Source organism: Pseudomaricurvus alkylphenolicus (assembly GCF_011683955.1).
Taxonomy (GTDB): domain Bacteria; phylum Pseudomonadota; class Gammaproteobacteria; order Pseudomonadales; family Cellvibrionaceae; genus Pseudomaricurvus; species Pseudomaricurvus alkylphenolicus.
Window position 1 is genome coordinate 43,622 of record NZ_JAAQPI010000021.1, and the last position, 14,151, is coordinate 57,772.

Here is a 14,151-nt window from a genome sequence, read left to right on the forward strand (position 1 = left end):
GGTTTGGCCGCAGGCACTTCGTCAAAACCACCTTACATAAATTCCCTACAGAATCATTGAAACGCGCTCAACTTTTCTGGGTTCCGAACCACGTAGATCTCACTAATCATTCCATCGCGTAACTCAAAACTAAACGCCGACACAGGTTCACCACCCATATAGAGCACAAATCCGGGGGCTCCGTTAAACCAGTATTCCTTAAGGGCCACGCTGCCACTCGGCTCAGCAGCCGTAGAGGCATGTACCACCTTGACCAGAAATGTGGCCACCTCATTTCTGCCCCGCAGAACTCTCCGTGCAGCGGACACCTTGCCACCACCATCGGACCGAAAGCCAACGTCTTCCACCAATAGCTGGGTCAAGGCTTCCATATCGCCGGTCTGTACCGCGCCAAAAAACGCTGACGACAGCTTACGCAGCGCGTCGGTACTGGCGCTCTGTTCCCGTTCCGGGGAGCGCAAGCTGTTTCTGGCGCGACTGGCGAGTTTTCGGCACGCCGGTGCACTTTTGTCCAACATGGTGGCGATGTCGTTAAAGTCAAACTGGAAAACATCGTGCAGGATAAAAGCGGCCCGCTCGGAGGGCGAGAGGCGCTCCAGCGTGAGCATCAAGGCGATGGAGATACTTTGGTCCAGTTCGTATTGTCCCTGAGGTGTATGGTCATGCTCTACATAGGGTTCCGGCAGCCAGGGTCCCAAATAGCTTTCCCGCTGAACTCGGGCGCTTTTCAGGTAGTCCAGGGCCAGATTGGTGGTGACCCGGGCCAGCCAGTCGGAGGTCGAGTCAATGGTTTGTTGATCCGCCGCTGTCCACCGCAGATAGGTTTCATGCACAATGTCTTCTGCCTCAGAGCGGGAACCCGTGAGGCGATAGGCCAAGCCCATTAACCGATTGCGTTGTTGTTCGAACAACTGGGTCGGGTCAGCTGCCTGGTTGGCTGAGGCTGGGTGGTTCATGGATGTACCTCCGGGGTGTGGTGTTGAACTCGTCCTGTCATGATTGGACGAGTGAACGAGCAGAAATGTGACAATACCCCTCGCCGTTAGCCGACACCTAATACCAAATTCACCTTCTGTTTCAGATAAGAAAGCAACTTCTTATCCGGCACACCGGCACGTGCGCGAAACACCAGACCTTGCCGCAAGTCAAAGAGCAGTCGAGCCCGCTCCAGCGACGGAAAGTCCTCTGGCAACGTGCCCTTTTTAATTTCTGTATCAAAACGTCGCGCTATGCGTTTGTCCGTGGATGCGATGGCCGATTGCAGCAGTTCCGCTGCACCTTCCACCGTCTGAGTCGTGGTCGAGACACAGGACGCCAGAAAACAGCCTTTGGCCCCACTTTTGTGTTGCGTGGAATCGGCAATGGCCGCTTCGAAAAAGCCACGTACCGCTTTGCGGATGTCCGGCTCGTTTTCCAGCGTAACCAGAGGTCCACAGGTGTTGTTGCCGGTGTAGCTTTCAATGGCTTCCAGATAGAGACCCCGCTTGTCGCCAAACTCCGCGTATAGGCTGGGGCTGTTGATGCCCATGGCCTCTGTGAGGTCCTTCATGGAGGCGCCGTCGTAGCCTTTTTCCCAGAACACGTCGATAGCCTTGCGTAGTACCTCTGCGCGGTCGAGTTTCTTGGGGCGCCCCACCTTTTTTGTGATGATCATTACAAAATTCTTGACTTTATCTTGTTGGAGGTATTTTATAATGATCATCACAAAATTCAAGGAGCCCTTATGACGACCACCAAACTGGCTGCCGGGCAGCCTTTTCCAGAGCTGAATGTGACCAAATTGGGTGGTGGACACCTGACTTTGGGCAAGGTGCAATTGGTGGATATCTCCAACGCGCCTTTTGTACGGCCTGATCTACAGTCGCTGGTTAAAGGCCTGGCGTTTATTCGCAATCCGGAAAACAACTACCCTGTACGAGGAACTTACGGCGGCAGTTAATCAGCTGCCATAACTCTGTCTCGGCCTTGCGACTTGGCCTTATAGAGGGCCAAGTCTGCACGATGCACCCAGTCATCTGTGGGCTCGTTGCTTTGGAGCTGAGCGGCACCAATAGAAGCCGTGATATGCAAGCAGCTTTCGCCAATATCCACCGGGTTGGTTTTGACCTGCTGCCGCAATCGTTCGGCCAGGTTGAGACTTTTGGTCATGTCCGTGTCAGGCAGTAATACATAGAATTCCTCACCACCAACACGAAACAACCAGTCCTGATCTCTTAACTCAGCTTTGATCGTCTTTACCAACGACACCAACACTTGATTGCCAGCGGGGTGACCGTGGTTGTCATTCACCACTTTAAAGTGATCCACATCCAGAATCAGTAAGGACAGTGCCTGGCCGGAACGTTGGTGACGACTGATTTCCTTATGCACCAGTCTATTAAAACTGCGAAGATTGTAGGCTCCGGTCAAGGCGTCGGTATTGGCAGATTCCGCCAACTGTTTGGCCAGCTGCTTGCGCTCGGTAATATCCAACATCGCCCCCACCTGACCACCGACTCGGCCATCGGGGTGATAAAACACGGCCTTATGAAATTCAATGTCATGGAGTTTGCCGTCGGTGAACTTGACCTGGGTTTCATAGCGCTGCGTTCCGCCGGATTCCAGCAGGCTCTTATCGGCCTGGAAATACACATCCGCCAGCGCCTTGGGTTGAATATCATAAACGCTCTTTCCCAACAGCTGCTCGCGAGGCGGCCCAACCAGTTCACCCCAGGCGCGATTACAACCCCGGTAGATGCTGTGTTCGTCCTTATAGAAAATGGGTACAGGCACCGCATCAATGACTGTTTGCAACAGCTGCAAATCGCTGAGGTCGTCATGTGGCAATTGCTGGTGGCGATGGGCCTTGGCCAGCAGGTAGTTGGCGAGCTGATCCGTGTCAGTGATTGGCAGACACGCCTCCACACCCTGTTGCAAATACTGTGGACAGCGCTCCAGGCTCCAATCTTGCAGCAGGAGCAGCACCGGATGGCGATGACAGAGACTCGCCAGTCGATGATCAACGTCGCTTTCGGTAAGCAACAGGACATCGGTGGATTGGTCAAAGGCCTGTTCCAGACTGACCTGTTGCCACTTAAGAGAGACGCCGGCGGCACGCAGTTTGTCGCTCAGCGATTGCTGCAGTGGCCCATCAAGCGATGGGAGGTGGAGTAGGGCCTGGGGTAGTGTCATAACAACAGCAGGGCCTGATTGAAAGCGAGTTATTGGTCTTAGTAGAAGGCATAGTAACATTTCTGTCGCTGGAAGATAAAGTCACGCCCATCCCTCCCGATTCACTTGTTTTTACAAAAATCCCCTGTTTTTGTTCAAGAAAATCCAACGCCCCAAGCCTACATTATGAACTGTCAGCTGGCAGTGCTCCTTCGTGCTTCATCTCTTGGTCGGGAAAGGTGCGGGGCCTGCCAGCTGGCCTCTGACTGGCCTAAGCGCAAGTTTATTTAATGCCCTGACCAGAGTCGGGCTGATCATAAAAAACGGAGAAGTGTTATGAATCCTATATCTGAAGACGTCACTGTATTGGACGCTATGGTCATCGGTGCAGGGGTTGCCGGTTTATACCAATTACATCGGTTGCGGGAGATGGGCCTGAATGTCCGCGCCTACGAAACGGCTACCGGTGTTGGGGGTACCTGGTATTGGAATCGGTACCCGGGTGCACGATTCGATTCTCAGGTAGAAATTTATCAATACTGGTTTTCTGAAGAGCTGTATTGTTCCTGGAAACCCAGCGAACGTTTCCCGGCGCAGCCTGAAACCGAAGAATGGTTGAATTTTGTGGCCGATCACCTGGATCTCAGGAAAGATATTCAATTCAGCACTCGCATTGCGTCCGCTCACTACGACGAAGACAGCGGTCGCTGGAACGTCACGACGGATGCGGGTGAAAAGATCAATACGCAATATCTGGTGGCTTGTTGCGGTATGTTGTCCGCGCCGCTGGAAAACCGCTTTCCGGGACAGAAAACTTTCAAGGGTGAGATACACCATACCGGTCTGTGGCCAAAAGAAGATGTTGATCTGAAGGGCAAGAAAGTGGCTGTTATCGGTACCGGCGCCACCGGCATTCAGGTGATTCAAACCATTGCCCCTGAAGTGGGCTCCATGAAAGTGTTTGTTCGCACACCTCAGTACATCATCCCAATGCGTAACCCGAAATACAGTGAGCAGGACTGGGCCGGTTGGTGTAACCGTTTCAATGAACTGAAAGCCAAGGTGAAGCAAACCTTTGCTGGTTTTGATTATGATTTCCATGAAAAAGCCTGGTCGGATTGTTCTGATGCAGAGCGACTGGAATTGTTGGAGAGACGCTGGGACGATGGCTCTCTGTCTCTGTGGCTAGGGTCCTTCCCGGAGATCTTTTTCGACGAAGAGATCAGTGAAGAGGTTTCAGAATTTATTCGCGGCAAGATGCGCAGTCGACTGGGTAATGATGCGCACCTTTGCAACCTGTTGATTCCAAGCCAGGATGATTACGGTTTTGGTACTCACCGTGTCCCGCTGGAAAACAAGTATCTGGAAGTGTATCTGCAGGATAATGTTGAGGCGGTTGACTGTAAATCGGCACCCATAGAAGAGATCGTTGCCGAAGGGATTAAGACAGCGGACGGCAAAGTCCATGAGGTGGACGTGATTATCTTGGCCGTGGGTTTTGATGCCGGGTCGGGCGCCTTGAGCCGAATTGACTTCCGTGGTCGTGACAACCGTTCACTCAAGCAACAATGGCAGCAGGAAATTACCACCGCCATGGGTATGCAGATTCACGGTTATCCCAATCTGTTTGCCACCGGCGCGCCACTGGCGCCTTCCGCTGCACTGTGCAACATGACCACCTGCTTGCAGTACCAGGTAGACTGGATTACCAATTGCATTGCATACGCCAATCAACAGGGCAAAAAAGTGGTCGAGGTGTCGAAGGAAACCGAAACCCAATGGGTAGAGCATCACGACGAAGTTGCCTCCAAAACCCTGGTGGTGAAAACCGACTCCTGGTATATGGGCTCGAATGTAGAGGGTAAACCCCGTCGCTTGATCTCGTATATTGGTGGAGTGGGGAATTACCACAAACAGTGTGACGATGTGGCGGCAAAAGGGTATCCCGGCTTCGAGATGACATGAGGTGATTGTGATGAGTCACTATTACTCCCAGGAACATCACGGCCCGTATGAATTGATCGATGTTGGCGATCTGGAGCTGGAAGAGGGTGGCAGAATCCCCAACTGCAAACTGGCCGTCTCCCTGTTTGGAACACTGAATGATGCGAAGGATAATGCCATCCTGATCCCAACCTGGTACTCCGGCACCAGCAAGGTCATGGAGGAGGTTTATATCGGCGCAGGCCGTGCACTGGATCCGGAGAAGTACTTCATCATTATTGTTAACCAGATCGGCAACGGGTTATCCACCTCCCCCAGCAACGCGGGGGAGGGATTGCAAGGACCGAACTTTCCGCTGGTGCGTATCAGTGATGATGTCCGGGCTCAGCACCGTCTACTGACCGAGCACTTCGGCATTGACAGCCTGGCACTGGTGGTCGGCGGTTCCATGGGCGCTCAACAAACTTACGAGTGGGCGGTTCGGTATCCGAGCTTTGTTAAACGTGTTGCACCCATCGCAGGCACGGCGAAAAACACTGAGCATGATTTTATCTTCGCGGAAACCCTGGCTGAAGCGATTCTCACGGACCCCAATTTCAATCACGGGCGCTATGCCTCGTCGGATCTTGTAGCCGATGGATTGAAACGCCATGCAAAGCTCTGGACGGTGATGGGGTGGAGTACGGAGTTCTTTGCGGCCAACCGACACCATGCACTGGGTTTCGACTCCATGCGTACGTTTGTCGACGAGTTTATGACGGGGTATTTCGCTCCGATGGACCCGAACAATTTGCTGCGCATGATGTGGAAATGGCAGAGGGCGGACGTCAGTCGCCATACTGGCGGTGACCTGGCAGCGGCATTGGGTCGAATCAAAGCCAAAGTGTGTGTTATGCCAATCAGTCATGACATGTTCTTCCCGCCGACGGATGCGGTGGTCGAGCACAATCTGATTCCCAATAGCGAGTTTTGTCCGCTGCAGTCCATTGATGGGCATCTGGGGTTGTTTGGTACCGATTCTGTGATGCTGGAGCAGTTGGATCAGTGCCTGTTTGAGTTGTTACAGCACTAGCCAATACTTTCGGGGGCAAGGGCGCGACGGCAGGGCGCTGCCCGCCCCCTCTTTTTGACCTGCCCGTCAAGCGTACGATGTTCAGTCGAATCATTTGATTATCGGACGCCCGACGATACGGTGCCGTTTCCGCCTTCTACAAAACTTTCCAACAAATCAACCACTTGGAGCTGTTATCCGGTTTGGCATAGGCCTTGCGTTAAGTCCCGTACCCGATCAACGCGAGTTTATGCACATGGCACACTCAATAAATACACCTGCAAATACGACAATAACACCACAAGAACTCCCACACTGGGTACCCGGTAAACTGCTCAGTAGCAGTGACTCGCTGGGATGGAAGGGCATTGCTCAGAGGTCTTACCGTTATCAGGGGCAGGACGTGCCGATTCCACCCATCGACCACTATATGATTGTGCGCTATCGCAAGGCGCATACCCCCATGCAACGTTGCTTCGACGGCCGATGGAGCAAAAAGGTCTGTTCGTCGGGTGACTTGTCTTTACTGACCAGCATGACGGACTCTCACTGGCACTGGACTCAGGAAATCGATGTGGATCATGTGTACCTCTCCAGCGAGCTGATGTCTCGGGTGGCCGGTGACGCACTGGATCGACCGATCGAGGAGGTCTTGTTGCACGATTTATTGCAAATGCAGGACCCCGTGCTTTCAATGATTGTGGATGCAATCCTCAACGAGGCCAGAGATGCCGGCCTGGGTGGGGCACTCTATGCTGAATCATTGGGCATGCAGCTCGCGGTCCACCTGCTGAGACACTATGCCAACGTCACCTTCAAGAGGCGTGAATCGGTGGGAGGGTTTACGCCTGCTCAGAAACGTCGCTTGACCGATTACATTCATTGCCATATTCAGGAGACGATCCGGATAGAAGACCTATCGCGAGTCGTCGGGTTGGGGGATTGGACGTTTTCCCGAAAGTTCTCCGAGTCTTTCAACTGCTCGCCTCACGCTTATGTAACGTCGCTCAGGGTTGAGAAAGCTCAAAACATGCTGGTGGAAGGAACACTGGCGATCAAGGAGATCGCCTTCGACTGCGGCTTTTCGGATCAGGCGCATTTGACTCGCGTATTGCGAGCCAAGCTGGGAGCGACGCCGGGTCAGTTGAGGCGGGCGCGCTGATTTGCGTGCAAGTGTTAACGGTGATTTTCCAGCCCGTATTTTTTCATTTTCTGATACAGAGTGCTCTTGGCGATGCCGAGGGTTTTCGCCGTTTGAGTCATATTTCCACCGCATTGTTGAATCGCGGCTTCAATGGCTTGTTGTTCAGCGGTATCGAGACTGTAGGGCATGTGTGCGGTATGGTTTGGCTGGCAGTCAGTCGTCAGAATGTCTTCGCCGGGTTGGTAGCCATCGGGCAAATCATCGACGCTAAGGGTTTCGTTTTGCGACATAAAACACATGCATTCAACAACGTTGACGAGTTCGCGAATATTACCGGGCCACTCCCTGTTTTTGAGAGCCGCTAACAGAGCGGGCGAAAAGGTTCTTGGGGCGATTGAATTGGAGGCCTGGGTTCTCTCCAGTACCAGCCGGGCGATGCTCTCGATATCCTCTTTACGGCTAGACAACGGATCGAGGCCAATGGACACGGTGGATAACCGGAAGAACAAATCTTTGCGGAACCGTCCTTCGGCAACGTCTTTTCTCAAATCGCTGTTGGTCGCCGATATCAGCCGGAACTGGACAGGGATGGGCTTAACATCGCCTACGCGGTAAATCTTTCGTTCCTGCAGGACACGCAGGAAAATGGGTTGCAGCTCCAGCGGCATTTCACCGATTTCATCGAGAAACAATGTGCCTCCGTTGGCGGCCTCGATTTTTCCCATCATGCCGCCTTTTTTGGCGCCCGTGAAAGCGCCCTCTACATGGCCGAACAATTCGCCGTTCAAGAGGTCCTTGGTGAAGGCGCCGCAATTGAGGTCAATAAAGGGGCCGTCGGCGTAGTGGCTGGTTTCGTGAATGGCCCGGGCAAACACTTCTTTGCCGACGCCGGTTTCACCCAGGATCAGAACTGGTAAGGGTGTAACGGCGGCTTTACGGGCTTTGTCAGTGCTGGCTTTGAACGAGGCGCTGGTGCCGCAGATTTCCCGGAACGGATCAGCGTTAGGTCGGAGCGTTGAAGGTGTGACTTCAGGTTTTACGGGCGCCTGTCGAGTCCTGCGTTGTTGAGGGGGTACGTGGATCTGGAAGCCGATAATCTGGTCTCCGTAGTGAATGGGTTCAACCCAATCGTCCGAGATCCAAAGCCCGTCATCATGAGGATAGGGGATCTGCGCTCCACCAAATCGCTCCAGGGATAATCGGCTTCGAACCATGGGGTCGTACTCGATGTCGAGCGTGTTAAGCACGGAACTGGCATTTTGAGAACAATCGATCAAGCGGCCGTGCCGGTCCAACAGAAGATTGCCGGAACTGCGCTTTCGGTTGGGCTGGCGGTTGGGGAGCGCCCCCCAATGTTGCTGTACGATATGTTGCTGCACCAAATGCCATTCTTCGCTGGTTTTTTGAGCCAGGCCGGCCTGGATTTCACTGGCCCAGGCAACGATGAGCGGAACATGAAACTTATCAAAAATATTGGACAAGCCCGAGACATCAATCACGCCGATCATCTGATGGTCATAGGGGTCGGAGATAATACCAGCGGTACAGGTCCAAGGTTTAAAACCCTGGCAGTAGTGCTCTTCGCCGTGCACCTGTGTGGGTCTTCGAGTGGCCATTGCCGTGCCTACCGCGTTGGATCCGGACACGGTTTCCTTCCAGCCGCCACCCGGTACCAGGCCAATCCCCCGCGCATCTTCAATGGTTCTTGGGTCCCCAACCACCTCCAGGTTGACGCCTTGGTAATCGGTTACAAACAGAATGGTTTCCAAGTCCCGCAAAAACATTTTTGCCTGTTGAAGCACGGGGCGAGCACATTCCATCAAAACATTATTTCTTTGGCGTAAGGTGTAGAGGGCGCCCTCCGCCGCTAACAGGGGAGCGGATTTCTGTTCCGGATTGACGCCTTGGGTCAGGCAACGCTCCCAGGAATTCACAATAAGATCGCGTACTGGAAGGTCATGAGCATCACCGCCGGAGCAAAGAAACTTATCCCATGCGTGATCAATGTCTTTCTGTTTATAGAAAGTGGGGTCTTGATTTGATGGTCGGGGTCGGTGGGTTTTCAATGTGGTCACCCTCTCCTTGCCTGTATTCCCAATACCCGTTTTTACGATATCAACTGAACACAGTATCCATCGGGCATAATTTTGTTTAGTTATACAAGTTCACAATTTTTATGAGTATTTTATATAGTTATTTTGACTCTCTCTTATTTCATCGATCTACCAACACGCGTTCATAAGCCGCTGTCGATAAACAAAAATCATGTTAGCAGGTGCCATCTTTGTTCACAACAGACGTGGTTTCCCATCTACTTTTCGCTAACTCCCGCTTTTACCTGGGTTCGATTCAGGGTCGTTCGATCCTGAGGCCAAAGCGTTCGATTATCGGACGGTTCTGATCACTCCGCTTTTTCTCTACTTTTTTAAATCCATTAAAAATCAGCCAGTTATAGGTTCCATGAGAAGGTTTCCCTGTCTGGCACAGTTGTTGCGAAACTCTGAGAGCACAGGTTTACCGATAACAAAAGAGAGAGTGTAAAGATGAAAAATTATTGTAGCCAATGGATACGAAGGACAGGCTTCTGGATATGCCTGGGCGGTACGGCGTTTGCTGAATCGGTCTCGGCCAGCCCCGGAGACTATGGCATCGAGATTGACGAGATCAGTAATTTCAGCATGAACCTGAGTGGCTATCTCCGAACCACTGTGGGTGTCAGCCTTGAGGATCACGACGAAACACGATCCGATGACAAGGGCGAGATATCCATGGCCAGGGGGTCGCTGTATCTGGATCTCGATGTCTATACCGGTCCCTTGGTCTGGAAGGCCGTCGGTCGTCTGGATAAGGAGATGCAGACGGATTACCTGGACGATCTCGAAGCCTTAACCCGGCTTCAATCGCCGGGAGGCAATACCAGCACCCAAGACTACATGGACCAATACGACACCGACGACCTTGAGGATTTCCTGCGTGAATTCTATGTGGATTTTACGCTGTTTGATCGCTTGGACGTGCGGCTGGGTAAACAGCAGTTGGTGTGGGGCGAGAGTGATTTCTTCCAGGCGTTGGATCTGGTTCACGGGTTTGATTATCGCTGGCGGCTGTTTTTCGAAAACAACGAGGAGTGGCGCAAGCCGCTCATTCTCGCCAATTTTAATTTAGACGTACCGGCATTGAACGGTAACCTCAATTTTTATGTGCGCCCAGGTTGGGATCGCGATGAGGATATGGGCAGCAACTACAACATTGAAGGCGGTCGCTGGATTCCGCATCCCTATCGCGGTGTGGACTTTACCGCATTTACCAACGCCTACCAGACCGGCCACAAGAGTGGTGATTGGGATGATGAAACCTATGGTATCCGCTGGAACGGTATCGCCGGATCTATCGGCTATTCACTGGCGTATCTCAAAACCTTTAATCCGCAACCGATGATGAATCCCACCTCCAGCACGGCCATATCCGGTCTGTTTGGTGTTACCGCGTCGGCACCCTGGGGTGAAGAGCCGGACAATCAGGTGTTGGGCGACTGGATCTACCCGGAAATTGATGTCTTTGGATTCACCATCAATGGTTACTCCGCATCCATGGATTCAACCTTGAGTGCTGAGATCGCCTATATCCCCAACAAACCCTTTAATTATGGTCAGCTACAGTCGTCACTGCCCGGGTGGGGCGGTATCAAGGAGAAAGATACGGTGGTGACCATGTTGCGTCTCGACAAGGAATTGAAGTTGATGAATCTGCTTGGCACCAACCGACCTTCGCTCTCCAGCATTCAACTGTTTGATACCTGGATTACCGGTTACGACGAGGATGATGAGATTGTGGAGTTCGCCTCCTTCGGCGCCAGGAAGAAGGAACACACCACGTATCTGACTCTGTTTACGCTGCTGAACTTTAAGCGCGATACCATCAACCCCTCCTTTGTGGTCGGAGCGGACTTGAGCAACGGTGGTGGTTTTGCTATCCCGGCAGTTGAGTTTGTGATCGGCGATAAGTGGCGCTTTAAAGTGGAAGCCGATTTGTGGTGGAACGATGGTGACAAGAAGAAACCCTCGGCCACGGCCGCTAACGGCGCGCACTTGAACCCGTTAGGCGTTAACGAAAACAGCGCGTCACTGTTTGACTGGTTTGCAGATGATAATCAGTTGGTCTTCAAGCTCACCAGACAATTCTAATTTGCGAGGAACAGAATATGTATAAGCAATTATTGGTGTCATCCGTAGTTTCCCTGGGGCTGTTCTTAGGCGGTGTCAGCGCTGCACAGTCAGCCGAGGAGCTGGCCGCCGGCACTGTAATCAGCAAAGCCAACTTCGATGACGTTAAAGACAAGTTGTTCGAAGGCAAGCGTGTCGGCGATATGATTCCGGAGCGTCTGGAATGGATGATTCGCGAACGCGAACTGACCATGAAGATTCGCCACTCGGAGAAAATCGAGATGGACGAAAAATACATGCAGGCAACCCAGGAGGGTAAGGGCAAAGTCAAGTTTGATCCCACGACCCGCCAGGTTTCGGGTTGGACCGCCGGCATGTTCTTTGATCCCCAGGACATCGACGTTAACGACCCCCATGCGGGCGACAAAATCATCTGGAACCTGCGCGGGCCCACCTACGGCGCCACCATGGATTTGCGCAATATTTCTTTTGTGTTTATCGACGGCAACAAAGGCGTCGAGCGCATTCAGCGTTGGTGGTCTCGGCGCTATTATATGGAAGGTCGCCTGGATGGCGGTCCAGTACAAGAGGGCGATGGCAGCGTCATGCAAAAGACCATTCTCGTGGCCACCAGCCCCCAGGACATTAAAGGCCTCGGCACCTATTCGGTTCGCTACAACGACCCCAGTGCCGCCAAGCCGGACGATACCTGGGCGTATCTGAAATCCGTGCGTCGCGCACGTCGCCTGACCGGTAGCGCCTGGATGGACCCAATTGGGGGTACGGTACAACTCTACGACGACTGGGACATCTGGGACGCGGTGCCGACCAAATACAAGTCCACCAAGTTGATTGGCAAGCGCTGGGTATTCGCCATCGCACACAGCCCTGAAGTAAGCGTCGACCTTTCCAAAAAGGGCACTAAGGAAGAGTTTCCCAGCGTCGGTTTGAGCGAAGCGCCTTATTACTACCCGGCCAAGCATATCGAGTGGGAGCCCCGCGAGGTGTTTGTGGTGGAAGGCACTCCGCCCGATGGTCATCCGTACAGCAAGAAGATTGTCTATATGGAGAAGGATTGGCCGCGCCCCTACCTGGGAGAAGCCTACGACCGTAACGGCAAATTCTGGAAGTTCTTTATCTTCCAAAACCGTCCGGATGTTGGTGAGGACGGTTACAAGGCGGTGATGCCGGTAGTGGGTCATGTTATTGACTACAAGGCTAACTTCTCGACCACTTGGTCTTCAAACATGAAGTCGAATCCAAAAGGGGTTGAAGCTGACGATGTCACGCTCAAACAGTTGGTCAAAATTGCCCGCTAACTGACAACGGTTTTCCATAGGTCCTCTCCTTCTATGGTTCACAGCTGCCAGAAGTCTCTGCACGTTTCTCTGGCAGCTCTTTTTAGGGAGAACATTGACTGAATGAAGCTTCCGAAACCTGTCGCCGCTCAGAGCGGGTTGCTACGCATCGCTCCCCATCCGTAGCAGCGGGCTCAGACCGCGACAAAGATTGGGCTTTGACCTAAGTAAAAGCCATTCAACAGAAAATAGTGAACACAAATCAAAAAACGCAGCGAGTAAGAGAGCGTTGGTGGTACATATGAGCATAGCGGAAAAAGCACCTGATGATGTTTTGGTGTCGGAACATCTGAGCAACCATAAATCGACAGGTAAAAAAGCAACATCACTACTTTTGTCATTCGTGCCCTGGAGCATTGTGGCCGGGCTGCTGTGGGCCGGCATTTTCGTCAAACCCAGCGCACAGGTGGAGACGGTTGTGCCTCCACCGATTGATAAAAGAGACAAGATCTATGGCGTATCGACGATAGCGACGGACTTAATCTGGCTGGCTGGCAACTACGGGAAAATACTTCGTTCAGATGATGGCGGGAGTAGCTGGGTTCGTCAGATCACGGATACCCGTAAACATCTTCAGGATATCTCCGCCTGGGATAGCCAGCGGGCGGTTGCCGTTGGCAATGGTGGGATTGTGTTGGTGACCGAGGACGGTGGCAATAGCTGGTCTGAGATCGAGGTGCCCAAGTCGGAGATCGCCAACAAATTGATTCGCGTGCACGCCTATGAGGGCGGGGAAGCCTGGGCCGTAGGTGAAGTGGGGATGATTCTTAGTACCACAGACTACGGCAAAACCTGGAGGCGAATGCGCGAAGAAGAAGACATCATCATGAATGACCTGATCAAGTTGGGCGACCGTCGGATATTCGTGGTGGGTGAATACGGCCGCATGTTCCGTAGCGACGATAACGGCAAAACCTGGCAGGATTTTGACACCGATAGCCAGAGCAGTTTGACGGCCATCGATTTCCGTACGCGGCAACACGGTGTCATCGTCGGTCTTGACGGCGTCATATTAACCACCACCGATGCGGGTCAATCCTGGCGGTTAACCGAAAGTAAAGACTCAGGTAACACAGAACATTTGATGGACGTGCAGTGGTCGGGTGATATCAACCGATGGATTTCGGTGGGTAACAAGGGTAAGTGGATGACCTTTTCCAGTGAATTGAATGCGTATGAGGCGGGGAATTTGTCGAAAACCGATTTGTCTTCCCATACGGAGCTGGCGCTGGTGCAAGGGGGGATGATCGCGGTGGGTGCCAACGTCGGCTACTTGGACTTCAAGACCGACGAATTTACAACCTTGGGCAATGACCGCCAATAAACAGCAAATTCCACAAA

11 protein-coding genes are annotated in these 14,151 nt (G+C 52.7%); 7 read left to right on the forward strand and 4 right to left on the reverse strand.

Annotation, left to right across the window (positions count from 1 at the left end; genetic code table 11):
* Positions 1 to 53: 53 nt before the first annotated feature.
* Complete coding sequence (sigJ, locus tag HBA55_RS32365) at positions 54 to 956, reverse strand: RNA polymerase sigma factor SigJ (RefSeq protein WP_166999891.1); 903 nt, start codon at positions 954 to 956, stop codon at positions 54 to 56.
* Between the two features lie 86 nt (positions 957 to 1,042).
* Positions 1,043 to 1,654, reverse strand: a complete 612-nt coding sequence (locus HBA55_RS32370; RefSeq protein WP_206020087.1) for a TetR/AcrR family transcriptional regulator — start codon at positions 1,652 to 1,654, stop codon at positions 1,043 to 1,045.
* Between the two features lie 69 nt (positions 1,655 to 1,723).
* Here HBA55_RS32370 and HBA55_RS37270 point away from each other — a divergent pair, with 69 nt between their 5' ends.
* Positions 1,724 to 1,939: a hypothetical protein gene (locus tag HBA55_RS37270; protein ID WP_206020088.1), complete on the forward strand. Its 216-nt coding sequence runs from the start codon at positions 1,724 to 1,726 to the stop codon at positions 1,937 to 1,939.
* Here the strand turns inward: HBA55_RS37270 and HBA55_RS32380 are convergent.
* On the reverse strand, positions 1,936 to 3,171 hold the full coding sequence (locus HBA55_RS32380; RefSeq protein ID WP_166999892.1) for a sensor domain-containing diguanylate cyclase: 1,236 nt from the start codon (positions 3,169 to 3,171) through the stop codon (positions 1,936 to 1,938). The genes HBA55_RS37270 and HBA55_RS32380 overlap by 4 nt on opposite strands.
* A gap of 315 nt (positions 3,172 to 3,486) precedes the next feature.
* Between HBA55_RS32380 and HBA55_RS32385 the strand changes: the two genes are divergently transcribed.
* The 3 genes from HBA55_RS32385 (at position 3,487) to HBA55_RS32395 (ending at position 7,307) form a co-directional block, all read left to right on the forward strand.
* On the forward strand, positions 3,487 to 5,115 hold the full coding sequence (locus HBA55_RS32385) for a flavin-containing monooxygenase (RefSeq protein ID WP_206020089.1): 1,629 nt from the start codon (positions 3,487 to 3,489) through the stop codon (positions 5,113 to 5,115).
* A gap of 10 nt (positions 5,116 to 5,125) precedes the next feature.
* Complete coding sequence (locus HBA55_RS32390) at positions 5,126 to 6,166, forward strand: alpha/beta fold hydrolase (protein WP_166999893.1); 1,041 nt, start codon at positions 5,126 to 5,128, stop codon at positions 6,164 to 6,166.
* A 235-nt stretch (positions 6,167 to 6,401) separates the two neighbouring features.
* Positions 6,402 to 7,307 (forward strand): AraC family transcriptional regulator, encoded by a 906-nt coding sequence (locus HBA55_RS32395; protein WP_166999894.1) that lies wholly within the window; start codon positions 6,402 to 6,404, stop codon positions 7,305 to 7,307.
* Positions 7,308 to 7,321: 14 nt separating this feature from the next.
* Here the strand turns inward: HBA55_RS32395 and HBA55_RS32400 are convergent, their stop codons facing one another.
* Positions 7,322 to 9,355, reverse strand: coding sequence for a sigma-54-dependent Fis family transcriptional regulator (locus tag HBA55_RS32400; RefSeq protein WP_166999895.1), 2,034 nt, complete (start codon positions 9,353 to 9,355; stop codon positions 7,322 to 7,324).
* Between the two features lie 477 nt (positions 9,356 to 9,832).
* Between HBA55_RS32400 and HBA55_RS32405 the strand changes: the two genes are divergently transcribed.
* The 3 genes from HBA55_RS32405 (at position 9,833) to HBA55_RS32415 (ending at position 14,134) form a co-directional block, all read left to right on the forward strand.
* Positions 9,833 to 11,473, forward strand: coding sequence for a DUF1302 family protein (locus HBA55_RS32405; protein ID WP_166999896.1), 1,641 nt, complete (start codon positions 9,833 to 9,835; stop codon positions 11,471 to 11,473).
* A 17-nt stretch (positions 11,474 to 11,490) separates the two neighbouring features.
* Positions 11,491 to 12,771: a DUF1329 domain-containing protein gene (locus HBA55_RS32410; protein WP_166999897.1), complete on the forward strand. Its 1,281-nt coding sequence runs from the start codon at positions 11,491 to 11,493 to the stop codon at positions 12,769 to 12,771.
* Between the two features lie 280 nt (positions 12,772 to 13,051).
* Entirely contained in the window at positions 13,052 to 14,134 is a 1,083-nt protein-coding gene (locus tag HBA55_RS32415; protein WP_166999898.1) for a WD40/YVTN/BNR-like repeat-containing protein, read from the forward strand.
* The last annotated feature ends 17 nt before the right edge of the window (positions 14,135 to 14,151 follow it).

Bases quoted from the DNA above. Each gene is read 5' to 3' on its own strand.
- HBA55_RS32385 (WP_206020089.1), top strand. From the start codon at position 3,487: ATGAATCCTATATCTGAAGACGTCACTGTATTGGACGCTATGGTCATC.
- HBA55_RS32395 (WP_166999894.1), top strand. From the start codon at position 6,402: ATGGCACACTCAATAAATACACCTGCAAATACGACAATAACACCACAA.
- HBA55_RS32405 (WP_166999896.1), top strand. From the start codon at position 9,833: ATGAAAAATTATTGTAGCCAATGGATACGAAGGACAGGCTTCTGGATA.
- HBA55_RS32415 (WP_166999898.1), top strand. From the start codon at position 13,052: ATGAGCATAGCGGAAAAAGCACCTGATGATGTTTTGGTGTCGGAACAT.
- HBA55_RS32370 (WP_206020087.1), bottom strand. From the start codon at position 1,654: ATGATCATCACAAAAAAGGTGGGGCGCCCCAAGAAACTCGACCGCGCA.
- HBA55_RS32410 (WP_166999897.1), top strand. From the start codon at position 11,491: ATGTATAAGCAATTATTGGTGTCATCCGTAGTTTCCCTGGGGCTGTTC.
- sigJ (WP_166999891.1), bottom strand. From the start codon at position 956: ATGAACCACCCAGCCTCAGCCAACCAGGCAGCTGACCCGACCCAGTTG.
- HBA55_RS37270 (WP_206020088.1), top strand. From the start codon at position 1,724: ATGACGACCACCAAACTGGCTGCCGGGCAGCCTTTTCCAGAGCTGAAT.
- HBA55_RS32390 (WP_166999893.1), top strand. From the start codon at position 5,126: ATGAGTCACTATTACTCCCAGGAACATCACGGCCCGTATGAATTGATC.
- HBA55_RS32380 (WP_166999892.1), bottom strand. From the start codon at position 3,171: ATGACACTACCCCAGGCCCTACTCCACCTCCCATCGCTTGATGGGCCA.